The 22,211-nt window shown below is 71.4% G+C and carries 16 protein-coding genes; 8 read left to right on the forward strand and 8 right to left on the reverse strand.

The window, feature by feature from the left end:
- The first annotated feature begins 27 nt into the window (after nucleotides 1–27).
- Entirely contained in the window at nucleotides 28–2,589 is a 2,562-nt protein-coding gene (gene hrpB, locus HS104_15900; protein MBE7481449.1) for an ATP-dependent helicase HrpB, read from the forward strand.
- On the opposite strand, the gene mutS is transcribed toward hrpB, so the two are convergent.
- From mutS to HS104_15920, 4 genes are all read right to left on the reverse strand, one after another.
- Nucleotides 2,582–5,167 (reverse strand): DNA mismatch repair protein MutS, encoded by a 2,586-nt coding sequence (gene mutS, locus HS104_15905; GenBank protein MBE7481450.1) that lies wholly within the window; start codon nucleotides 5,165–5,167, stop codon nucleotides 2,582–2,584. The genes hrpB and mutS overlap by 8 nt on opposite strands.
- 1 nt (nucleotide 5,168) lies before the next feature.
- Nucleotides 5,169–8,174 (reverse strand): hypothetical protein, encoded by a 3,006-nt coding sequence (locus tag HS104_15910; protein ID MBE7481451.1) that lies wholly within the window; start codon nucleotides 8,172–8,174, stop codon nucleotides 5,169–5,171.
- On the reverse strand, nucleotides 8,171–9,832 hold the full coding sequence (locus tag HS104_15915) for a hypothetical protein (GenBank protein MBE7481452.1): 1,662 nt from the start codon (nucleotides 9,830–9,832) through the stop codon (nucleotides 8,171–8,173). Before HS104_15915 ends, HS104_15910 begins: the two co-directional genes overlap by 4 nt.
- A gap of 76 nt (nucleotides 9,833–9,908) precedes the next feature.
- The gene (locus HS104_15920; GenBank protein MBE7481453.1) at nucleotides 9,909–10,094 is read right to left on the reverse strand and encodes a hypothetical protein; all 186 of its coding nucleotides are present in this window, start codon (nucleotides 10,092–10,094) and stop codon (nucleotides 9,909–9,911) included.
- A 158-nt stretch (nucleotides 10,095–10,252) separates the two neighbouring features.
- Here HS104_15920 and HS104_15925 point away from each other — a divergent pair, with 158 nt between their 5' ends.
- The 3 genes from HS104_15925 (at nucleotide 10,253) to HS104_15935 (ending at nucleotide 13,556) form a co-directional block, all read left to right on the forward strand.
- A complete protein-coding gene (locus tag HS104_15925) occupies nucleotides 10,253–11,593 on the forward strand; it encodes a DUF4350 domain-containing protein (GenBank protein ID MBE7481454.1) in 1,341 nt (446 codons plus the stop codon).
- A complete protein-coding gene (locus HS104_15930; GenBank protein MBE7481455.1) occupies nucleotides 11,590–12,561 on the forward strand; it encodes an AAA family ATPase in 972 nt (323 codons plus the stop codon). Before HS104_15925 ends, HS104_15930 begins: the two co-directional genes overlap by 4 nt.
- 65 nt (nucleotides 12,562–12,626) lie before the next feature.
- Nucleotides 12,627–13,556 carry a hypothetical protein gene (locus HS104_15935; GenBank protein MBE7481456.1) on the forward strand — a complete coding sequence of 310 codons (930 nt, stop codon included), beginning with the start codon at nucleotides 12,627–12,629 and terminating at the stop codon, nucleotides 13,554–13,556.
- Between the two features lie 145 nt (nucleotides 13,557–13,701).
- Here HS104_15935 and HS104_15940 read toward each other — a convergent pair whose 3' ends face one another.
- From HS104_15940 to HS104_15950, 3 genes are all read right to left on the reverse strand, one after another.
- A complete protein-coding gene (locus tag HS104_15940) occupies nucleotides 13,702–14,682 on the reverse strand; it encodes an AraC family transcriptional regulator (GenBank protein ID MBE7481457.1) in 981 nt (326 codons plus the stop codon).
- A 77-nt stretch (nucleotides 14,683–14,759) separates the two neighbouring features.
- Nucleotides 14,760–16,532: a hypothetical protein gene (locus HS104_15945; GenBank protein ID MBE7481458.1), complete on the reverse strand. Its 1,773-nt coding sequence runs from the start codon at nucleotides 16,530–16,532 to the stop codon at nucleotides 14,760–14,762.
- The gene (locus HS104_15950) at nucleotides 16,529–17,644 is read right to left on the reverse strand and encodes an alpha/beta fold hydrolase (GenBank protein ID MBE7481459.1); all 1,116 of its coding nucleotides are present in this window, start codon (nucleotides 17,642–17,644) and stop codon (nucleotides 16,529–16,531) included. Before HS104_15950 ends, HS104_15945 begins: the two co-directional genes overlap by 4 nt.
- A gap of 63 nt (nucleotides 17,645–17,707) precedes the next feature.
- Between HS104_15950 and HS104_15955 the strand changes: the two genes are divergently transcribed.
- Genes HS104_15955 through HS104_15970 form a run of 4 tightly spaced genes read left to right on the forward strand, consistent with a single transcriptional unit; the run spans nucleotide 17,708 to nucleotide 21,276 of the window.
- The gene (locus HS104_15955; GenBank protein ID MBE7481460.1) at nucleotides 17,708–18,274 is read left to right on the forward strand and encodes a sel1 repeat family protein; all 567 of its coding nucleotides are present in this window, start codon (nucleotides 17,708–17,710) and stop codon (nucleotides 18,272–18,274) included.
- A 22-nt stretch (nucleotides 18,275–18,296) separates the two neighbouring features.
- Nucleotides 18,297–19,892: a DUF58 domain-containing protein gene (locus tag HS104_15960; protein ID MBE7481461.1), complete on the forward strand. Its 1,596-nt coding sequence runs from the start codon at nucleotides 18,297–18,299 to the stop codon at nucleotides 19,890–19,892.
- Between the two features lie 59 nt (nucleotides 19,893–19,951).
- A complete protein-coding gene (gene rsmA, locus HS104_15965) occupies nucleotides 19,952–20,797 on the forward strand; it encodes a ribosomal RNA small subunit methyltransferase A (protein ID MBE7481462.1) in 846 nt (281 codons plus the stop codon).
- Complete coding sequence (locus tag HS104_15970; protein MBE7481463.1) at nucleotides 20,794–21,276, forward strand: hypothetical protein; 483 nt, start codon at nucleotides 20,794–20,796, stop codon at nucleotides 21,274–21,276. The genes rsmA and HS104_15970 overlap by 4 nt, the downstream gene beginning before the upstream one ends.
- A gap of 24 nt (nucleotides 21,277–21,300) precedes the next feature.
- Here the strand turns inward: HS104_15970 and HS104_15975 are convergent, their stop codons facing one another.
- Nucleotides 21,301–22,194 carry a diguanylate cyclase gene (locus tag HS104_15975; GenBank protein MBE7481464.1) on the reverse strand — a complete coding sequence of 298 codons (894 nt, stop codon included), beginning with the start codon at nucleotides 22,192–22,194 and terminating at the stop codon, nucleotides 21,301–21,303.
- Nucleotides 22,195–22,211: the final 17 nt, after the last annotated feature.

Below are 22,211 nucleotides of genomic sequence, written 5' to 3' on the forward strand. Positions count from 1 at the left end.
GTGCGGACACACGCTATCACCGGTCGCTTGCTGCCGCTCCCCATCGACCCCCTCTTGGCCGAGCTCGCCGCCCGCGCGCGCGAGAGCCGCCGCCTAGTGCTCTCTGCGGAGCCCGGCGCCGGCAAGACCACCCGCGTGCCCATGGCCTTGCTCGAAGCGGGGCTCGCCGGCAAAGGTGAGATCCTGGTCAGCGAGCCGCGCCGCCTCGCCGCGCGGCTGGTCGCCCGCCACGTCGCGGCGGAGCGTGGCGAGCGCGTGGGTGGGCGCGTCGGCTACAGCGTCCGCTTCGAGGACGTGTCTGGGCCGGAGACGCGCGTGCGCTACGTCACCGAGGGCGTGCTCTTGCGCCGGCTGCTCTCCGATCCCGAGCTCTCCGGCGTGGGCGCGGTGGTGCTCGACGAGTTCCACGAGCGCAGCCTCTCGACGGATCTGGCGCTCGCGCTCCTCGCCACGCTGCAGTCCACGAAGCGCCCCGACCTGTGCCTGGTGGTGATGAGCGCGACCCTCGAGTCCGGGCCCCTCGCCCGGTTCCTCTCGGACTGTCCGGTGATCGAGAGCCCGGGGCGGGCCTTCCCGCTCCGCATCGATCACCTCGAGCGCCCCGACGACCGGCCGCTCGAGAAACAGGTGGTGAGCGCGGTCCGCAAGCTCCTGCGGGACGAGCCCGACGGCGACGTCCTGGTGTTCCTGCCCGGCGCCGCCGAGATCCGCCGAGCGCAGGAGGCGCTCGGCGAGCTGGGAAAGAGCCAAGACCTGCTGGTGCTGCCGCTCCACGGCGACCAGAGCGTCGAGGAGCAGAGCCGCGCCGTCGAGCCCGCAGGGCGGCGCAAGGTGGTGCTCTCGACGAACGTGGCGGAGACCAGCGTCACCATCGACGGCGTCACCGGTGTCGTGGACTCGGGCCTGGCGCGCGTGGCGCGCCACTCGCCCTGGAGCGGGCTGCCGCGGCTGGAGATCGCCAAGGTGAGCCGCGCTTCGGCGACCCAGCGCGCGGGGCGAGCGGGGCGGACCCGACCGGGTCGCGTTCTACGCCTCTACACCCGAGGCGACTTCGAGAGCCGACCCGAGCACGACGCGCCGGAGATCCGCCGCAGCGATCTGAGCGAAGCACTGCTCACGCTGCACGGCGCGGGCCTGCCGGGCTTCGACGCGCTGGCCTGGCTCGAGCCTCCGCCGGCCGCGGCGCGCTCCGCCGCTGAGAAGCTGCTCTCGGGCTTGGGTGCCCTCGACGGCAGCGGCATCAGCGCGGTCGGCCGGCGCATGCTGACCTTCCCGCTGCACCCGCGGCTGTCGCGGGTGCTGGTGGAGGCGGAGGACCGAGCCGTGGCCGCGCGGGGCGCGCTGGCAGCCGCGCTCCTGTCCGAGCGCGACATCCGCCGCGCGTCGCGCACGGCGTTCGGGCGCAAGGCCGCGCTCGACGGCGCTCGCGGCGACTCGGACGTGATCGAGCTCATGGACCGCTTCGACGAGGCGCGGGACGCCCGCTTCGACGGCCAGGCGCTCGGGCGCATGAGCCTCGACGTGCGCTCCGTTCGCGCCGTGGAGCGCGCGCGCTCGCAGCTCGCGCGGTCCGCGAAGAACCGCGGCACCGAGCCCGAGAGCCTGGACGAGGAGGAGCGACGCGTTCGACGCGCGCTGCTCGCCGGGTTCTCGGACCGCGTCGCGCGCCGCGCTCGCCCGGGCTCCGCCGAGCTGGTGCTGGCGCAGGGTGGCGGCGCCAAGCTCTCGGAAGACAGCGTGGTCCACGACGCTCAGTTGATGATCGCCCTCGACGTCGAGGAGCGGGCGAAAAAGGGCGGCAACGTCGTGCGCCTGGCCAGCGCCGTGGAGCCCGACTGGCTGCTCGAGCTCGGAGCGGATGCCGTCAGCCAGAGCGACGAGCTCGGCTGGAACGCCGAGAGCCAGCGCGTCGAGCGCGTCGAGCGCTTGAGCTACGGCAACCTGGTCCTCGACGAGTCCCGGACGAAGGCGCGTCCGTCCCCCGAGGCGTCGCGTATCTTGGCAAGAGCCGCCCTCGCCTCGCCGCGCTTCTCGCTGACGGACGGGGGCCTGGGCACCTTGCTCCGTCGCATCGAGCTGGGCCGCGAGCAGCTGCCGGAGGCTGGCTTCCCGGAGCTCGGCCCGGAGACGGCCGCCGCCGCGCTCGAGCAGGCGTGCGAGGGGCTGACCAGCTTCGACGAGCTCGGCGCCGAGCCCCTCGCCCAGAGCATCGCGCGCTCGCTCTCGCCCGAGCAGCAGCGCTTGCTCGCGAGCGAGCTGCCGGAGCGCGTCCGGCTCGCGGGTGGCCGCGGCCTCGAGGTCCACTACGAGCCCGGCCGCCCGCCCTGGGTCGAGTCGAGGCTGCAGGACTTCTTCGGCTCCGCCGTGGGCCCCAGCGTGTGCCGCGGGCGGCTGCCGCTCACGCTACACCTGCTCGCGCCGAACCAGCGGGCGGTGCAGGTGACGACGGATCTCGCGGGCTTCTGGCAGCGCCACTACCCGGGGATCCGCAAGGAGCTGATGCGGCGCTACCCCCGGCACGCCTGGCCGGAAGACGGCCGGACCGCCGCGCCGCCGGAGCCGAAGCCGGGACGACGCCCCTTCAGGTGAGTCTGTTCTTCAGCCGGGCGAGCAGCGAGAGCGCGTCGAGCGGCGTCATGCGATCGACGTCGAGCGCCCTGAGCGTGTCGAGCACCTCGCGGCTCTCGGGCTCGTCGCGCTCCGGCTTCTGGAACAGTGAGAGCTGCGGCTCGGTGCGACCAGGGCGGCGCACGCTGGCGCCCTCCCCCTCCAGGCCCACCAGGATGGCCCGCGCCCGCGCCAGCACCGACTCCGGTAGGCCGGCCAGCCGCGCCACCGCGATGCCGTACGAGCGGCTCGCGGCGCCGGGCACGAGCCGGTGCAGGAAGACCACGTCGTCCCCCGCTTCGCGCGCGCTGACACACCAGTTCGCGACGTGGGCGCTGGCGTTCGCGAGCTCGGTGAGCTCGTGGTAGTGCGTGGCGAAGAGCGCCCGGCACTGCACCGCCTCGTCGATGTGCTCGGCCACGGCCCAGGCGATGGCCAAGCCGTCGTAAGTGCTGGTGCCGCGCCCAATCTCGTCCAGGATGACCAGCGAGCGCCGGGTGGCGCTCTTCAAGATCTCCGCCGTCTCGCGCATCTCGACCATGAACGTGCTCTCGCCCCGCGCCACGTCGTCGCTGGCGCCGACGCGAGAGAGCACGCGGTCCACCACGCCGATGCGCGCCTGCCGCGCCGGCACGAAGCTGCCGAGCTGGGCCAGCACCACCGAGAGCGCGGTCTGGCGCAGGAGCGTGCTCTTGCCCGCCATGTTCGGCCCCGTGATCAGCCAGAGCCGCTCGCCTTCCAGCGCCAGCCGGACGTCGTTCGGCACGAAGCGCCCCTTGGCCGCCAGGCGCTCCACCACCGGATGGCGGCTCTCCTCGAGCTCCAGCAGATCCGAGTCGTCCACGCTCGGGCGAGCGTAGTCGTGGCGATGAGCCACCTCCGCCAGAGCGCTGCCGACGTCCCAGCGCGCGACTCGTCCGGCGAGCGAGACGATGCGGTCGCCGCGCTCCGCCACCAGCCGCGTGAGCTGCTTGAGCAGGCCGAGCTCCCGCTCGCGGTGGCGCTCTTCGGCGCTGACGATCTTGTCCGCCAGCTCGTCCAGCTCGGGGTTGGTGAAGCGCTCGCCGCTCGCGACCGTCTGCTTGCGGCGCCACTCCTTGGGTGCGCGCCCCGCCTGCGCCCGGGTCACCTCGATGTACCAGCCGAAAACCCGCGTGTAGCGCAGCTTCAAGCTCGCGATGCCGGTGCTCTCGCGCAGCTTCGCCTCCAGCTCGACCATGCGCTCGGCGCCGTGCTTCTGGAGCGCGTCGAGCTCGTCGAGCTCGGCGTCGTAGCCCGGCTGGAAGACGGCGCCCTCCTTGGCCAGCGCGGGCGGGCGCTCGACCAGGGCCCGCGCGAGCTCGTCCGAGAGCTCCGCACAGACGTCCACGTCCCCCGCGACGCCCAGCGTCTCCCGCCCCGCCGCGTCCGGCACCGAGTCGAGCACGGCGTGTGCCCGGGCGGCGGCGAGCAGCCCGTCGCGCAGCGAGCCGAGCTCCCGCGGGGTCACCTCGCCCAGGCTCGCCCGCGCCACGATGCGCTCGAGGTCGGTCACGTCGCCGAGCGCCGTTCGGAGCTCGGCACGCAGGCGCGAATGCACGACGAACAGCTCGACCTGATCGTGACGGCGCCGAATTCGCTCGATGTCCACCAGGGGCGCCAGCAAGCGCCGTCGCAAGAGCCGCGCGCCCATCGGCGTCTCGGTGGCGTCGATGACCCCGAGCAGCGTCGCTTGCCTGAGCCCCGACCACGACTCGCACAGCTCCAGGTGACGCTGCGCGACGGGGTCGATCACCAGGTGTTCGCGCGGATCCCAGCGCGCGATGCGCCGGAGCGGGAGCTCCGCCAGCGGCGTGCAGGCCCGCGCGAAGCGCAGCGCACGCGCCGCCGCCCGCTGGCCGAGCGCGCCGAGAGTCTGGGCGTCGGCCGCGAGCGCGCCGAGCTCTCGAGCGGCATCGTCCGGGGCCAGCTCGGGGTCGGAGCGCAAGGCGGCCCGGGGCAACGCGGCGCCGAGCGCCGGCAGCGCCGCCGCATCGGAGATCCCCGGCGCGGTCCCGACCAAGATCTCCCGCGGCGCGGCCACCGAGAGCTCGGCCAGCAAGCGCCCCAGATCGCCGAGCTCGGCCGCCGCGAGCTCCCCCGTCGAGAGGTCGAACAGCGCGATGCCGACCCGCTCGCCCCCGAGCTCGATGGCGCCGAGCCAGTTGTTGCTCCGCGCGTCGAGCTGGTCGCGGTCGGTGACCAGCCCCGGCGTGATCACCCGCACCACCTCCCGCGGCACGATCCCTTTGACCTTCGACGGGTCGGCCATCTGCTCGCAGATCGCCACCTTGTGCCCGAGCTCCAGCAAGCGGGCGATGTACTGGTGCGCGGCGTGGTGCGGGACGCCTGCCATCGGCACCTCGTCCGGCTTGCCACGATTGCGGCTGGTGAGCGTCAGGTCCAGGGCGCGCGCGCACAGCACCGCGTCGTCGCCGAACATCTCGTAGAAGTCGCCGAGCCGGAAGAAGATCACCGCGTCGGGGTGCGCCCGCTTCGCCGCGGCGTGTTGCTGCATCACGGGCGTGTTCGGCCCGGCCATCTCAGAAGAACAACCTGGAGACGCTGACCGAGTCCAGGCTCACCAGCACGAGCCCTTCGGAAGCCCCGTCCGCGACGGCGAGCTGGCCGATCTGCGGGACGAACACCATCGACTGCGGAGAGACGGCGCGGCTCTGCGCCGCCAGGTTCGCGGTGAGCGGCGTGAAGCCACCGGTCACGATCCACGAGAACACCATGTCGCGCTTGCTCGGCTCGTTGCCGCGATAGACCGCGAACCGATGCGTCAAGCTGTGGAAGATGCACGCGGCGCCGGGCTTGCCGGGGCCGAGTGCGGTGCCGGAGTCGAGCACGCAGGCCAGGTCGTCGGCCGTCGCGGGCCCGATGGCGCAAGCGCCGCTCACGCCCGGCGGCGCGGTGCAGCTCTTCGCGGAGACCTCGAACACGCGACTGTCTTGGTTGGCCCGCCGAGGGTTGCAGTCGGCGACGCAGCGCAGGTCGTCGCCCGTCGCCACCACGTGGTGCCGGAAGCCGCTGCCGCTGCCGGTCAGCACCCACTGCTGGCCCGCGCGCACCTGATACGAGATCGCCGCGCCCCCGCCCATGCAGCAGAAGAGGAGCTCGTTGATGCGCGCCTTGTCGGCGGCGTCGGTGTAGCTCTTCGGCTCGAAGGTGAGCTGGCTCTGCCGCGCCTCGAGAATGCGCAGATCGCGCAGCGCGGTTGGCGCGTCGGCGGGACCGAAGGCCTCCCGGCACCTGAAGTAGGCGAGCTTGCCCGTGCCCCCGCCGCAGGAGCCGCCGGGGAGCTTCTCCGCGCTCCAGTACGAGTCGTTCTCCGCGGGGATGCCCTGCGTCACGGTGACCACGTCCGCGTGGCGGCTGGCGAAGGCCGCCAGGTCCGCCGCAGCGACGCCGAGCTCTGCGCCAACGTCCTGGACGAGCTCGCTGTCCTGCACGCCGCGGTTGCAGAACACGGCGTCGTGATCGGTCAGCGTCCCGGCGGCCCAGTCCGGAAACCCGGTCTTCCGCTCCGGCACGAACGCGCCCTCGTAGACCAGGTTCATCTCCTCGTCGCCGCCGAAGGCACGAGGCTCGGTCAGCACGAGCCCGACCGAGGGCCGCTCGGCGCTGGCCGGATCCACGCCGAGGACGTTCGTCGAGCCGGGGCTCGCGGCCGAGGTGTGGAGAGAGGTCCCGATGTGGACCTCGACGGGCTGGGTGCCGCCCTCGGGGTTCTCGAACTCCACCGCCAAGAGCTTCGGGTGCTTGAAGCCCTCGTCGGTCAGGTCGGCCGCCAGCGTTCCCCCCTCGGGCGCGCTGAGCTTGGGCACGCCGCGCAGCGACGGCGCGTTCACGCCCAGCTCCCCCGAGTTGATCAGCATGCGACCGCTGCGGCTTCGGTGTTGCTCCACGACGCGGCACGAGAGCTCCGCGCTCACCGTGCGCTTGCCGGAGGCGGTGTTGTCGAGGGTGAAGAACTCGGGCTGAGGCGCGTCCCCGGCGCAGCCGCGGAAGTTCTCCTCCGGCGCGGAGTTGGTGCTGACCGGCCGCCGGCAAGGGGCGTCGTAGTCCTCGACGTCCACCACCGCGACCTGCCCGCTCGAGAGCATCACGAACCCGAACACGCCGCGTAGGTTCCGTGGCGCTGCGCCGCGGGTGAAGTCGAAGTTGGGACGGTACTTCGCGCCCGGCGACGTGGCGGGGATCCCGGGATCCGGGTCGCAAGAGGTGCCGATGGTGGCGATGCCCGTCTCCGGATCGGCAATGGGCACGTCGCGCAGCGCGAAGCCGACGTCCCGGGCCGGCGCGGGGTAGGTGATGCGGTCCGCCGGCTCGAACGGCAGCCGCGGCGAGCCCGGGCGCACGATGGGCGTGCGGTCGGAGGCCCCGGGAGTGACGTCGAAGATCATCACGCTGCCGTCGAAGTCGTCCACCACGTAGGCGAAGCGCTCACCCTTGGAGGTCGGCGGGCTGATGGCGACCTGGCTGCTGGTGACGACGCGGTTCCTCTCCTCGAACGACACCGGGCGGAGCGGCGGTCCCTGGAGCGGCGAGCAGGGATCCGACACGTCCACGACGTGGACCGCCGGGGCCCCGAGGTCGGAGATGAAGAGGCGCCCGTCGCTCACCTCGATGCCCGCTGGGTGCGGCGTGAAGGTGTCGGGCACCGGGCCGTAGTTGACCTCGGGGAGCACACAGCCTGGCGCTTGGAGGTCGCTCGGTACCTTCTGGCTGACGTCGTCCGAGAGCTTCGGCTCGAGCACGACGTAGCGCTCGACGTCGCAGGGCTTGAAGGTCCCCGGCTCGCGGTCGAGGACGCTCTGCGCGTCGAGCACCGCGAACATGCCCATGGTCGGCAAGGTGACGATCAGCTTGCGGCGCCCCGCCGGTGTCTGCTCCAGCGCCAGATCGGCGGCGCAGTCCGCGCGCGTCGCTGCCAGCGCGGTGCCGGGTGTCGCGGCGTCCACGCTGGGTGCCGCGTCGCAGCTCGCGCGCACCGGCGCGGGCGTGGTCGGATCCCCGTCGGCGTCCGGGGCGGGCGGGTCGATGACGATGGCCATCTCGCCTGGCGCCGCCGGCAGCGCGCAGGCCGGCCAGGCGGTGAGGTCGTGCGCCGGCGGCCGCGCGCAGCTGGTCGGGATGGCGAAGATGCCCTCCTTGCCGACCTCCGCCACGCCCACGAAGCTCGCCACGCCGCCCGGCGTGGAGACGATGTCCACCGGGTTCTCCCCGATCGGGATGAAGCTGAACCCGGGCGTGGAGCTGTCGAGATCGACGACCTTGCCAGCGCTCAGATCGACCACCGCCACCTCGCCGCGCAGGGTCTGGGTGACCAGCGCGTAGAGGTGGCGTCGATTCTCCGTGCTGTCGAAATCGGGGCAGGCGTTGATGTCGTGCCCCACGCCGTCCGACGTGGCGCACACGAACGACACCTCGCCGCTCCGCTCCAGCGACCGGAGCGGGAGCGAGACCGGGGTCTCGGTGCAGCCCAGACCGAACGCGCAGAGGGCCGCCAGCACGCCCAGCTTCGCGCCGAAGAGCTCGCTCATTTGCTGGCCCTCGGTGCGCTCGGGCGGCCGATCGTCGCCAACACGCTGCCAAAGGTCGGGTTCCTCTGATCGAGGTCCACGACGCCGATGTACGAATCGGTGAAGTGGGCGACGTAGGCGTAAGCGTGGGTGGGCTGGCCGCTCTCGTCCTGGCCGAGCTCCGTCGCGAAGCCGTGCGGTCCGCGGCCGGTGTCTATCCAGTCTTCCATGCTGCGGGTCAGCGGGTTGTAGATGCCGACCTTGCGCGTGTCGAAGCAGACCACGAACACCCGCTTCTGCGCCTCGCCCTTGGGGCTGATGACCTGGCCCAGCACGACCCGCGAGGGGCCGAAGGTGAGCGGGATGCTCTGCTCGAAGCGCGGCAGGTCGTCGCTGGAAAACAGGCCCTGGTTCGGGCGCGTCTCGCCGACCAGGAGCGACGACGGCGCGCGGTTGGCGATGTAGACGCGAATCGGGATGGCGGCGCAGTCCGTCAGGCACTGGGTTCGCGTGTCGTCGCTGGGGCAGCCGGCCTCGCACTGCTTGCGCTCGCTGCCGTCGAGCGCGATGCCGCGGGAATCGGTGCCCAGCGAGTTGGCGCCGATCCCGGCCGCGCCGGCCACCTGCAAGAACGGCCTCGCGGGCTTCGATGCCTCGTCGGAGAAGTAGCGGAGCAGCGTCACCTGCGCCGCGTCGCGGAAGGTGACGAGGAAGCCCGGGTCGTAGCGGATGCCCTGCTCCACGGCCAGGAGGGGCGTGGGCAGCGCGGCCACGCCGATGGCGCGTTGGGGCATGCCGGTCGCGGTGAACTCGAGACGCGGCCCGCTACCGAAGTCGTCCACGCCGTTCCCCCAAGCCGCGGCGTCGTTCACGAACAGAGACGCCGCGCCTTCGGTCTGGTGCGTCACCACGATGGCCTCGGCGTCCGGCGTGGCGTCGATACCGAAGGGCTCCGGAGCCAGGCGCAGGCCCCGGGTGTTCTCTTCGTCCGGATCGTCGCCGACCCGGTGAGCGTCGTCGCAGTCGCCGGAGCTCCCGTCTTGGCCGCACGCCAGCTCGAACGGCACTGCGCCCTTCTCCGGAGTGTCGTCGAGCACGTCGATGTAGTGCAGCGTCGCGTCGCCGCGCACGGGCACGAACAAGCGGCCGCCCGGAGCTTCGGGGCGCGGGCGGTAGACGACGTCGGTGGCGAAGGCGCCGATGCCCACCTTGCCGACCACCAGGCTCGCGCCACCGTCCTGCGGCTTCACGTGGCTGACGAAGCCGCAGCGGCCGGGGTGGAGCAGCTTGTCGGCCGGGCCCTTCTCTCCGAAAGGACCACAAGGTTTGCCGGCGTGAGGCCCGCTCGCGTCCACGCACCAGCGGCTCGGCATGCCGCGATTCTCTTCGGTCGGCGAAAGATCGCAGAGCCTGCCGTCCCCGCAGTCGGAGTCCGACTGGCACGACTTGGGGAGGAGCTCGCGCAGGCGACCGAGGTCCAACGCCTGCAGCGCGCCGCCGTTGTATTGCAGGTCGAAGTCGCTGTTGACGACGTACAGCCGGCTGGCCCCGGGCGAGATGGCGAGGCCCACTGGGAAGTAGATCCGATCGAGCGGCGGCTCGACACCCTCGCCCTGGTCGTAACAACCGGACGAGGCGAGCGCACACAGCGCGAGGAAGCGCAAGGAACGGCGAGACATTCGGGCTGGCGCAGCCTAGTCAAGTCGCGCCGCCAGCGCGACAGTTTCAGCTCCAAACACGCTGCCAACCAGCTGCTCAGACCAGGTCGAGGATGATGACGCCCCGTTCCTTGTCGTCTTCGTCCTCGCGCTCGGGCTCCGGACGGCGCCGGGGCTGGATGGCGTCCACGGGCAACTCTAGGCGGGGCTGCTCTTCGTCACGACGCCGCGCCTCCTCCTCTTCGCGCCGACGGATCTGGTCGATGATGAAGGGGGGTAGCATGGCGGCCTCGATTCAGCCCAACCGCGGGCCCGTATTGGGGACCTATGCTCGACAATCTAGCGCCCCTGTCGGTGCGGTCAAGTTCGGGAAACCGCGAAGCTTTTGCGACACATCCGCCGGACGCATGGCGCGGATGGCATGGTAGCGTTCGGTCGGTCATGCCGGCTACAGCCCCGAAATGCCTCCGGCTGCTCGGGCTCGCCCTGCTTTTTCTGGGGCTCGCGTGGCCAGGAGTCGCGCGGGCCGGCGCCTTCGACTTCAACGACACGACCTGGGAGGGGACCAGCGAGCTGCTCGCCTTGGCCCGGACGCGGCTGGGGAGCTCGCGCGTCGAAATCGTCGCAGTCTTGGACTGGGAGCGCCTGCGCCCGGCGGACGGGCTGCTCGTGGTCCACCCCACCGTCGAGGTCGACTACGACGAAGCCAGCGCTTTCTTGCGGGCCGGCGGGCGCATCGCGGTGCTCGACGACTTCGGCAAGGGCGACGTGTTGCTCGGGCGCTTCCAGATCCGACGCGTCGCGGCGCCGCTCCGTCCGGCGCGCGCGCTGCGCGAGAACCCGAACCTCGCCATCGCCGTGCCGGCGGTCCAGCAGGTGGCCGGCCAGGAGCAGGGGCGCCACCCCGTGGTGGCCCAAGTGCGCGACGTCGTCACCAACCACCCTGCGGCGTTCACGCACCCCAATCTCACGCCGGTGCTCGAGATCCCCGCCACCGGCGAGCCCAGCGCGACCTTGGCGGTCACCGGGATCATCGTGAACCGCGGCCGGCTGTTCGCGATGGCGGACCCCTCGGCGAGCATCAACCTGATGCTGCGCTATCCGGGCAATCGAGCCTTCGCGGAAGGGATGATCGACTACCTGGTCGAGGACGACAGCTGGGGACAGCGCGGCGGCAAGCTCTACCTGGTCGCCAACGATTTCAAGCAGCGCGGCGCCTACGGCGGCGGGACGAGCTTGGGCCAGGAGCTGAAGGAGCAACTGGAAGGCTTCGAAGACCTGGTCGGCTCGATGCACGACGATGGGCTTCCGGACGTCCTGGCGGTGCTGTTCGCGGTCGTCGCCGGCGTGGGCGCCGTGGCTTGGACGTTGTCCTCCTCGCTGAAGGTCTACCGCCGCTCCCCGCCGCGCTACGCCGCGACCCAACCCCTGGTCGCGCAGGGCGGTGTCGCCGGCAGAGCCGCGGTGCTGGGCGCGCCCACCACCCACCGCGCGCTGGCGCTGCTCGAGCTGAAGAGCGCGCTGGAAGAGGGGCTCGCTGAGCGCTTCGGCCTCGCGCCCACCGCCGGCCCCGCGGCGTTCGTCGCCGAAGCGGAGCGTCGAGGGGCCCTCTCGCCGCGGAGCCTCGCCGAGCTACGACGCCTGTTCTCCGAGCTGGGCCGGGCCGAGACGGCCGTCGCCGCATCGCAGCCCCTCCGGGTCACGAACGAAACCGTGGAGAAGACCCGGCGAGCGGTGCTAGCAATCCTGTCGGAGGCGAGCGCCCCGAGGAGTGAGTCGTGAGTCACGCGTTGCAGGTGAGCGAGATCGAGTCCGTCAGGGAGCGGCTCGCCGACGTGCGGCGTCAGGTCACCCGCGTGTACATCGGCGATTCGGCGGCGGTCGACCTGCTCTTGGTGGCGCTCTTGTCGCGCGGGCACGTCCTGCTCGAGGGCGTGCCCGGGGTCGCCAAGACGACGCTGGTGAAGGCGTTCGCCACCACGCTCGGCTGTAGCGTTCGCCGCATCCAGTTCACCCCGGACCTGTTGCCGGCGGACATCACCGGCACCTACGTGCTGAACCCCCGGGAGGGCTCGTTCCAGCTCCGCCCGGGGCCCGTCTTCGCGAACGTGGTGCTGGCCGACGAGATCAACCGTGCCCCCGCCAAGACCCAGTCCGCGCTGCTCGAGGCGATGCAGGAGCGACAGGTCACCATCGAAGGCGATCGCTTCGAGCTGCCCGACCCGTTCTTCGTGCTGGCCACTCAGAACCCGGTGGATCTCGAGGGCACCTATCCGTTGCCGGAGGCACAGATCGACCGCTTCTTGGTGCGGGTGTCGATGGGCTACCCGTCGCAACGCGACGAAGTGACGATGCTGCGCACGCACGGGGTGGTGGCGCCGGAGCCCGCCGTCACGCTGAGCCCGACGGACGTGCTGCAAGTGCAGTCCATCGCGGCGCGCGTGCACGTGGAGGAGGACCTCTTCGAGTACGCGGTGGCGCTCTCCAGCTTCACGCGCACCAACCCGCGCGTGGTGCTGGGCGCCTCCCCGCGCGCGTCGCTCTCGCTGGTGCGCGCTGCCAAGAGCAACGCGGTGCTCGCGGGGAGACCGTTCGTGACGCCTGACGATGTGCGTCAAGTCGCCGTCTCGGTGCTGGCACACCGTTTGATTCTGGTTCCGGAGCTGGAAGGCGACACCCGAGCCCGAGCCTCGATCGTCGAGGAAGCACTGGCAAAAGTCGGGCACCGGCGAGCCGTCCGGCCGGTGTAGGCGCGCGTACTACCGCGGGCTCCCAGGTTGACCAGGCGGGGCGCGCGGGACTCTACTCGTGAGCCATGTCGACCCGGCTCACCTTCGTCGCGCTGCTCTCGCTGGCCCTCGCGGCCGGCTGCCAGAAGAACGAAAACACAGCGATCACCGCGCCCTCGAGCGACCAGCCGGGGTACGCGGCGCGCTACCCGGACCAGCTGGCCAAGGTCCGCGGTCGCTACTCCGAGCAGGAGGGCCGGGCCCGCCGCGCCATGGGCACCTTCGCTCAGTTCCCGGGCGAGCTGGACAAGCCCTCCTGGGCCGACGTGCTGAAGGTCTACGAGGCCGCCGACGCCGCGGGCAAGAGCGCCGAATACGTCGAGCGCCTCCACGAGAGCAATGCCGTGGCCGACTTCTTCACGGAGGAGAAGGAGGAGATCAACAAGAAGGTCGGCGGCGCCGCGCAGTACACCGCGAAGCAGAAGGGTTGCACGGTGGATCTGTATGGCACGACGACTACCGCGCTGGAGAAGTCGGTGGAGAAGCAGCTCGAGAAGCGCCTGCGCGAGCGCAACGAGGCGCATCGCTACATCGACGACCACGAGGACTCCATCGGCAAGCCGAACCGGGAGAAGCTCGAGAAACAGGCCGACGAGATCAGCCTGACCAGCTACCTGGTCAAGGTCGCGGGCGAGGAGACCAAGCGCGAGCTGACCGAGCTGGTAGCAGAGGCGGAGGACGTGAAGTCCACGCTCGAGCGCACCATCACCGAGTCCAAGGAGGCCGCCGCGGACGCCAAGCGCTCCGACAACGAGAAGAAGAAGGCGCAGACCCGGCTCGAGGCCGCCGAAAAGGCCAAGGGGCGCATCGAGCAGGAGACGCAGGAGGCGCAGAAGCTCCTGGAGGAGATCGACAAGCGCAACCAGGCCCTGAAGGACGAGTACGACAAGGCCTTCGAGGACCTGAAGAAGAAGACCGAGGAGAAGGCCGCGAGCGAGAAGCCCGCGGCCTCCTGAGCCTGGCTCCGCTCAGAGATTCAGCGCCACGACGCCGCGAACGCCACCAACGCCACGGAAGAAGAAGAAACTCGGGTTCGTGCGTCGCGCACGACCCGAAGCTTCTTGGTGGCGCCCGTGGCGCCGTGGCGCTTTCTCCGTTCCGTCAGTGCGTCGCGTGGGCCTCGGAGCCGGCGCCGGCGCCGTTGCTGCGCGAGGCCTTGCGATATGCCCCCGGCGCCGCGCCGACCCAGCGTTTGAAGGCCTTGCTGAACGCCGCCTCGGACTCGTACCCCACGCGGTCCGCGATGTCCGCAAGGGTCGCCTTTCCTTCGCGCAAGAGCGAGGCCGCCCGCTGCATGCGCCAGCGGGTCACGTAGTGGAGCGGCGGCTCACCCACCAGCTCCGCGAAACGTCCCGCGAATGTCGAGCGACTCATGCCGACCTTCGTCGCCAGCGTCGCCACCGTCCACGGCTGGCGCGGATCTTGGTGGATCAAGCTGAGCGCCGCGCCGATCTGCGGCTCGGTGAGCGCGCGCAGCCACCCTCGCTGGCTCTCCGGCGTCGAGGACAGGAAGCCGCGCACGATCTGGATGAACAGGATGTCCGCGAGCCGGCTCACCACGGTCTGCGCACCGGGACGCGCGGATGCGGCCTCGCAGGCCATGAACTGCAGCGTCGGCTCGAGCCAGTGCACCGCGCGACCGTCCTCACCCTTGATCAGCACCAGGGGCGGCAGGACGCTGAGCAGCGGGTTGTTGCGGCGGTCCTCGAACTGAAACGCGCCGCACACCAAGGTCGCCGCGGCGCCGTTGCCGCCGACCTTGAGCGTGCCGCCCGCACACGCGCCCTCACCGCCCACGATCTCCTCGAGGGGGCGAGCAGCGGTCTCCGGGGAGTCGCGCAAAGTGTGCGCGTGACCGTGCGGGAGCGCGAACAGGTCCCCGCTCGCGAGCGCGACCGGCTCGCTCAGACCTTCCACCTCGAGCCAGGCGTTGCCGCGCAAGAGCACGTGGAACGAGGCCGCATCGCTTTTGGCCACGCGGATCCCCCAGGGGGCGCCGAGCTCGACGCGTCCGTAGCAGACCGACGAGACCCGCACGGTCTGGAGCACATCGGTCAGGACATCCATGGGTGCTGATTCCATCGCTCACCTCGGTACGGGTGAGCAGAATACTGACCCATCTAGTGCCCGAACGTCCAGCGTTTCGGGATTCCGGCGAATCACTCGCGGTAATCGGTCTCCAGGGACGGCGTCGGCACGGTCGGCATGCCGAAGGCCTGCCCGAAGGCGATGAACAGCGAGCCCGGGAACGTGAAGCCCTTCTCGGTCACCGGCACGCCGTAGTCCGCTCGGAACACGATGCGCTCCGCTTGCGGGAACACCGAGCGCAGGCCGATGCCGGTGGCGTGCTTCAGGCGCACGTCGGAGAAGCCGTCGAACGCGTCGGCCGCGTCGTAGAAGACGGCCCCGCCCACCTGCACGCTCCAGACCTGCACCGGGCGCGTGCGAAATTCCAGGTTGCTGGCCAGCACGTCCTTGCCGATGAACTGCTTCGGCGCATAGCCGCGCAAGCGGCCGTCGCCGCCGACCGTGAGCTGGTCGTTCAGGTAATTCTCGTAGTGGCTGATCAAGAGGCCGTCGTAGACGAAGCGGCCGAAGCCCACCCGAGGCGTCACCACTCGGGTACCGAGCTGCAGCGTCGCGTCGGTGGCCGCCCTGGTGGACTTCTCGATGGTCGAGGCGGCCACGGCCCGCGCGATCCCGCTGCCGAAGGGCAAGGTGTAGCCGAGCGCGGCGTGGGTGCCGAGCATGTCGCGCGTGGAGGCGACCTCGCTGCTCGCCGGGTAGACACGCACGACCGCTTCGTGCCCGAGCCGGAAGTCCTCCTCGAGGCCCAGCGTCTCGAAGTCGTGCACGCGGTGGTAGTGGGAGGTATAGCTGCGGAGCTGCAGGAACGGACTGACTCGGGTGTCGGTGACCGGCAGCTCCTGCCGGGTGAAATCCCGAACCGCGGCCGGCGCGAAGCTCTGCGCGTCCCGGAGCCGAAATCGCCGCCGATCGATCTCGACCCCCGTCGAGACGTCGTGCTTGAGCTCCCGGCCGAACGAACGCGTCACCGAGTATGCGGAGAACCAGCGCGCCGCGTCGTACACGTAGGGGATTCGGTCGTCGCCCGGCGTAGCCGGCGAGTCGTACCTCCGAAGGTCCGTGCCGACGTAGCTGCGGAAGATCTCGTCGTACCAGACCACCATGGCCTTCCACGACCACTTCGTCTCCACTGCGTATTGAGGCTGTCCGTAGAAGAGCGTGCCGAACGAGCCCTCGGGCGACCCGGTCTCTCGGTTGACGATCAGGTTCGCGCTGACGACTGCCTGGAGGCGACTGCCGGCCACGCGGCGGTCCATGTACTGCCCGCCGAAGGAATAGGTGTCGGGCTCCAGGATGAACAGCCCTCCGAGCATCTTGTGGGTGCCGAACATGTTCTCTTCGGCGGGCTGGAGGAGCAGCGTGAGCAGCTTTCCCTCGTAGATTTGCACGTTCGTGTTGAGGCGCAGGCTCCAGACGTCCTTGGTGATCACCAGCATGCGCACCTTGTCGGGCGAGCTGCCACGGAGCGGCACGAGCAGCACCAGCGAGAGCTGACGGCGCTTGCGCAGGTTGCGCGCGGACTCCTGGACCAACCTCGCGTCGTACTTCTCGCCCTCGTCGAACAGGAGCTCGCCGCGGATCACGCTCTTCAGCGTCGTGGCGTGGAAAACGTTGAAGAACCCCGGCACCGGGTCGCGTTCCTCGATGACCTCCAGCGTGATGATCTCGATGCTCTCGATCTGCTTGCCGTCCGGGCTCGGATCGATGGCTCCCCCGGTCTGTTCGAGCGCCGCGTCGATGGTCTCGCGCTCGTAGGCCGAGTGGCTGACGGGATCGCCGGCTGCGGTCGCGGCGTGGAGCGCGAGCGCGGCCCCCATCCAGAGCGCGAGCCGACGCGCCTTCAAGCTGCGCTCCGGGTCGCGCCACCGGCCCCCTGGGCCATGAACTCGGTGAGCGGCTCGAACAACTCCTGGGTGACGCTCGCCCCCACCGCCAGGTCGCCGTGACCGTAGTCCGCGCTGGCGCCGGTCTCGACGCCGAGCAAGACCCAACGCTTCTCCACGTCGGTCGCCGAGCCCCAGGCATCGAACGCCGCGCGCACCGCTTCGGGCGGCGCCAGGCGATCGTCGCTGCCGGCGAAGAAGATGGCCGGCGCCGCGACGTGCGCCAGCCGTCCGAGCACGGGCTCGTCGCCCAGCGTGAGCGCACCCGTGGCCGAGGCGGCCCAGGCCGCGAAGTCGCGATTCAGGGGTCCGGGCACGTCCTCGATGACGTTGACCAGCGAGAGCTTCGGCACGCCGGGCGCGACATTCCTGGGATTGAACACCCAGTGGTGCGCCGGCGTGCGCAGCCACTCCGCGGCGAACGCCCCGGCGCGCGCGGCGAGGCGCAGGCGCAGGGTCGGGAACAGGTAGCCCGGGATTCGGCCGACGAACGCCGGCACCGGGATGGGCAGCGGTGGTCGCACGACGGCCGGCGAGCCGACGATGGCCACGCGACGCACCCGATCGACGTGCAGCGTGTGCCCGAGGGCGGCGTAGAGCAACATCCCGCCCATCGAGAAGCCGACGTAGTCGAGCGCCGCCGCGCCGGTGCGCTCGAGCACCTCCGCGACCGCCAGCGGCACGTCGTGCCGGACCATGGCTTCGAAGCGCACCCGGCGGGTTTCGGCGAAGGTGCGGCCCTGCACCCCGCTTCGCAGCGTCAAGAGCCAGACGTCGCGCCCGCTTCCGGACAGGTGGCGGGCCAGCGAGAGATCCGCGAGCAGGTCGTGGTTGCGATGGTTCGCCGCGACGCCGTGCACCAGCAAGATGGGAGGCAGCCCGAGCGCGGGCGCGACCGGTGGCACCCGGCGGAGCTCGATGTGGGCGCCGTCTTCCGTGCGCAGGCGTTCTTCGAGCGCGTAGGGCAAGAGCACCGAGAGGCGCCGCGCCCAGAACCAGGTGTGGAGCCACAGCAAGGCCGAAATGGCGAGCCCGAGGGCGATCGCCCAGAGTGCGGCCTGGTAGCCAGACATGGCGGAGGCTCGGTTTTACCAGACTCGCCCGCCCGCGCATTGTGCGATCATCGCGCGGCCTCGATGTCGAACTCACGCGCAGCGACGCGCTTGGCCATCATCGTCGGCGCGGGCGTGGGCGCGCTGGCGGCGTTCATGGGCGGCGCGCCCAGGCGGAGCGAAGCGCCTGCGCCGGCCGAGCCCGCGCCAGCGGCGAAGCCCGTCCAGCCCGCGCCAGCGCGCCCCGAGCGGACCGTGGCAGTCCCCCCCCAAAGCGCGCCCAAGGCGCCGCCGCCGACGCAGAAGCCCGAACCGAGTGAGCTGGACGCGCCCCCGATCGCGGAGCTCGAGAAGCGCTGCGCGCTCCGGCAAGCGAGGGGTTGCCTGGCGAGCGCCCGCGCGTTCGAGCTCGGCCGCGGAGTCCCGGCGGACCCGGCCAAGGCTCGCCTGTATCGCTCGCTCGCGGTGTCGCTGCTCGACGAACGCTGTCTCAGCCGCGACCCGGAGTCCTGCTCCGACCTCGCCGAGCTGTACTCGATTGGGGCCGGCGTGGTGAAGAACGAGGCGACCGCCAGCGCCCTGACCGAGCGGGCCCGCGAGCTCTGCAAGGGGAAGACCACGTCGTTCTGCGAGAAGCTCAGCGCGAAGTGAACCGGCGTAGTAGCCTCGCTCCGTGCACCTTCACCCGACCCGCAGCGCCGTCGATCTCGCCGTCGCGGGCGTGGTGTGCGTGGCGGTGGGCCTGATCGCGCGCGAAGCGGCCATCGTCGCCTGGGGTGGCGCGCTGCTCGTGGGCCTGGCCGTCGCCCGGTCGGTGACCAGCTTGGGCGTGGCCCGGGTGCGGGCCGCGGGCTTCGAGATGCTCTGGCGCAGCGAGCCGCGCGTGCGCCGCGTGGCGCGCGGCGAGACCCTCGAGCTCGAGGCCGAGGTGCGCAATCGCGACACCCGCGCGGCGCGTTACGTCGGCTTGCGCGTCGTCGCTTCACCCTGTTTGAACGTCGAGATCGAGCCTGCTGAAGGTGAGGTTCCGGCAGGCGGACGCCTGCGAGCGGTGGTGCGCGTCCGCACGCCGAGGGTCGGCCGACACGGTCTTCACGGCCTGTCGCTCGAGGTGCGGGGCAGTCCGGGCTTGTACGAGGTCCCCCTCACCTTCGCCAACCCGTTCGGCATCGAGGTGTTGCCGCGACCGTTCGCGCTCTCGATGCGCTCGCCACGAGGCGGGCGCAGCCGCATGGTCGCCGACGAGGGACGCCCGGGACCGCTGTCCGGGGACGGCCTGGAGCTGCGCGAGCTCCGCGAGCACCGCCCGGGCGACGCCTTCAAGCGCGTGGCCTGGAAGGCGTCGGCGCGGCGCGGACAGCTGATGGTGCGCGACTACGAGCGCGAGGAGCGTGACGTCGTCTGGATCTTGCTCGACGCCTCGGTCGAGCTCTGGTCCGGTGAGCCCGGGCTCGCGCCGCTCGACCTCGCCATCGACGAGGTCGCCGCGGTGGCCATGCGCCACCTGAGTCGGGGAGACCGCGTCGGGCTCGGGATCTTGGGCGCGCGCCGCCTGGCGTGGCTGCCCCCGGCGCGTGGCCCGGCCCATGGGATCGAAGTCTTGGTCGCGCTGGCCCACGCCACCGGCACGTTCGACTCGGACCGCAGCGACTTGGACGAGGTGGACGTCGCGATGCGCGTGCTCGAGCACATGCGACCGCTCGACCCGTCCGCCGCGTCGCGGGTGCGGCCGAGCGATCTGGACCGAGTGGCTCGTCGGGTGGAGCGGGTCAAGGCGCGCGCGCCGTTCCCCTCGGCGGAGGTCTGGGCGGAGGCAGCCCGGGACCGGACGCTGCGCAGCTACCTGGCGGCGTTCGGCATGTCCTCACCGCCGCGGCTCGAGGCCGAGCGGCCGCGCACCGACGCTCGGCTCGCCGCCGCCCTGGAGCGAGTGATTCGCGACAAACCCCGCGCCAGCATCGTGTACGTGTGGTCCGTCGCGCCGGATCTCGGGGCGCGCCCCGATCTCGGACGCGCGCTCGCTCGCTTCCCGCGCCGCAGCGTCGATCTGCGCTGGCTGTCCATGCACCTCGAGCCCGGCATCCCCAGGACCGGCTCGGCCACGATGGAGGCGGTCGGGGACGCGGTGCGCGTACGCGCGCTGGTCGCGCAGGAGCGGGGCGAGCACGAGCTCCGGCGCCAGGGCATCCGGGTCGAGCGTGCCCTGCCCCGCGCCGCGGCCCTCGCGCCCCCGGTGGCGCCCGAGCCCGAAGAGGCGCCACATCGCTAAGTGCTTGTCGATGCGACAAAGGTGACAAGGCGCCCCGACGCCGATAGGTCCGACGTGTGATGACCGAGCGGGAACAGAGCCCGAAGGCCCAGCTGGCGGAGAGCGGGCTCCGGGCCAAGAAGCACTTCGGTCAGAACTTCCTCGCCGACGCCAGCCTGGGCCGGCGCATCGCCGAGCTCGCGACCACCCCGGCCGGCGGGACGGTGGTGGAGCTGGGGGCCGGGCTGGGCGCGCTCACCGGACCGCTGCTGGAGCGCGCCGCCTACGTCGTCGCGGTCGAGCGCGATCGCGATCTGATCCCGATCCTCGAACGGAGCTTCGCCGAAGCGATCACCGGCGGGCGCCTCGGCATCTTGGAGACCGACGCAAAGGGCGTCGACCCGGTGGCGCTGTGTGCCGGCCATCCGAAGCCCCACGTGCTGGCGGGGAACCTGCCCTACAACCTCACGGGCCCGCTGCTCAGCCTGGCGACCCGGTGCGCGCGACAGCTCGACCGCGTGGTGTTCCTGGTTCAGCTCGAGGTCGCCGAACGTGTGGCGGCGCGCGCGGACAGCGAGAGCTACGGCGCGCTCAGCGTGTTCGTGCAAGCGCAGTTCTCGCCGCGGCGGGCCCTGATTGTACGGCGCGGCGCCTTCCACCCGCAGCCCAATGTCGACTCCGCCGTCTTGGTGCTGGAGCCGCTCGCGGCGCCCATCAGCGAAGAGACGCCCGAGTTTCGCGCGCTGGTCGGCGGCGCCTTCGCCCAGCGCCGCAAGAAGCTCAAGAGCGCCTGGCGGGGCGTGCTGGGCCTGAGTGACCCGGAGCTCGCGGCGGCGGCCGGCCGAGCCGGCATCGACCTGGATCTACGCGGCGAGACGCTGGACGTCGCCGCCTTCGCGCGCCTGGCGCGGGAGCTCCGCCGATGACGTCGCGACGCGGCGTCTTGCTGAGCTGCCTCGCGCTGGGGCTGCTCCTCGCCTGCGACCGGCGCGAGCCTCCGCGCGGGCCGGTCGAACGCGCCGAGCTCGGCGTGTTCTTCGGCGGTCAGGTGCAGGAGCGCAAGGAGATCCCGTTCAGCCTCGACCGCACCAAGCAGACCTGGGGCTTCCGCCTGACGTTCCGCGAGCCGCTGCGAAAGACCGCCGAGCTCGCCTGGGAGATCGACCGCCCCGGCCCGCGCGGGCGCGGGCGCGCCGTCGAGATGGGCGACGCGAAGGTACGCGTGGGCCAGGCCGTCTTCGATCAGGAGATCGTGATGAAGCCCGGCGATCCGCTCGGGACGTGGAACGTCCGCGTGGTCGTGGATGGCGAGGTCGTCATCGACCGCTCGCTGGGCGTTTACGACGCCGCGGCGCGCCGCCGCGAGCAGGGCCCGGTGCTCTCGAGGCAGAAGCGCAAGGACTGAGGCTGGGGCGGGTGGGGCGGGCCATCAATGGCAGACGCGGTTCCGCCCGCCCTGCTTGGCCTGGTAGAGCTTCTCGTCCGCGCGCCGGAACAGGTCGGGGCCGGTGCCGTCGCCCGCGCTGACCTCGGCGCAACCGATGCTGACTGTGACGGGGATGGTCACGCCCTGGAACACGAAGCTGTGGGCCTCGATGCGCGCCCGCAGGTTCTCCGCCAGCGACACCGCGCCGTCCACCGCGGTCTCCGGCAGGAGCACCACGAACTCCTCCCCGCCGTAGCGCGCCACGGTCTCGTCTCGACGCACGCGCCCCTGCACCAGGCTCGCCAGCTCGCGCAGCACGTGATCGCCGGCCAGGTGCCCGTATTGATCGTTGATGCGCTTGAAGAAGTCGATGTCCAGCACCAGTAGAGAGAGCGGCCGGCTATGGCGACGCGCGCGCAGGAACTCCCGCTCCAGCGCCTCGTCCAGGTGGCGCCGGTTGTTCACCTGCGTGAGGCCGTCGGTGATGGTGAGCTTGAAGACCTCCTCGAAGTACGCGCTCTCCGCGTCCGCGCCGGTCAGGTACTTGAAGATGGTCGATCCGACCTTGATTCGGTCGCCGTGGGTCAGCGCGGCCTCGCGCGCGAGCTCGCCTTCGTTGTGCAGCGTGCCGTTGCGAGAGCCCACGTCCACGATGAACCATTCCTCCCCGCGCCGCTCGACCTGCGCGTGCCGGCGCGAGACGGCGTCGTCGTCGAGGACCACGTCGTTGTCGGGGACGCGGCCGATGGTGAGCGGGCTCTTCTCGAGCTTGTAGCGCTTGCCGCGGAGGCTCTCCTCCTTGGCGTAGATCACCACCAGCGAGTCGTTGCCGGGCGCGGCCGGCATCGGCCGCTTGCCGATCTCGGTGATGACGGTCTCTTGATCGAAGTTCGCCACGCCGGTGCTCGAGTCGG

This window comes from Polyangiaceae bacterium, assembly GCA_015075635.1.
Taxonomy (GTDB): domain Bacteria; phylum Myxococcota_A; class Polyangia; order Polyangiales; family Polyangiaceae; genus JADJKB01.

Coding starts and splice junctions, on each gene's coding strand:
- HS104_15915 (MBE7481452.1), bottom strand. CDS start 9,832: ATGTCTCGCCGTTCCTTGCGCTTCCTCGCGCTGTGTGCGCTCGCCTCG.
- HS104_15920 (MBE7481453.1), bottom strand. CDS start 10,094: ATGCTACCCCCCTTCATCATCGACCAGATCCGTCGGCGCGAAGAGGAG.
- rsmA (MBE7481462.1), top strand. CDS start 19,952: ATGACCGAGCGGGAACAGAGCCCGAAGGCCCAGCTGGCGGAGAGCGGG.
- HS104_15940 (MBE7481457.1), bottom strand. CDS start 14,682: ATGGAATCAGCACCCATGGATGTCCTGACCGATGTGCTCCAGACCGTG.
- HS104_15935 (MBE7481456.1), top strand. CDS start 12,627: ATGTCGACCCGGCTCACCTTCGTCGCGCTGCTCTCGCTGGCCCTCGCG.
- HS104_15955 (MBE7481460.1), top strand. CDS start 17,708: ATGTCGAACTCACGCGCAGCGACGCGCTTGGCCATCATCGTCGGCGCG.
- mutS (MBE7481450.1), bottom strand. CDS start 5,167: ATGGCCGGGCCGAACACGCCCGTGATGCAGCAACACGCCGCGGCGAAG.
- HS104_15925 (MBE7481454.1), top strand. CDS start 10,253: ATGCCGGCTACAGCCCCGAAATGCCTCCGGCTGCTCGGGCTCGCCCTG.
- HS104_15910 (MBE7481451.1), bottom strand. CDS start 8,174: ATGAGCGAGCTCTTCGGCGCGAAGCTGGGCGTGCTGGCGGCCCTCTGC.
- HS104_15970 (MBE7481463.1), top strand. CDS start 20,794: ATGACGTCGCGACGCGGCGTCTTGCTGAGCTGCCTCGCGCTGGGGCTG.
- HS104_15950 (MBE7481459.1), bottom strand. CDS start 17,644: ATGTCTGGCTACCAGGCCGCACTCTGGGCGATCGCCCTCGGGCTCGCC.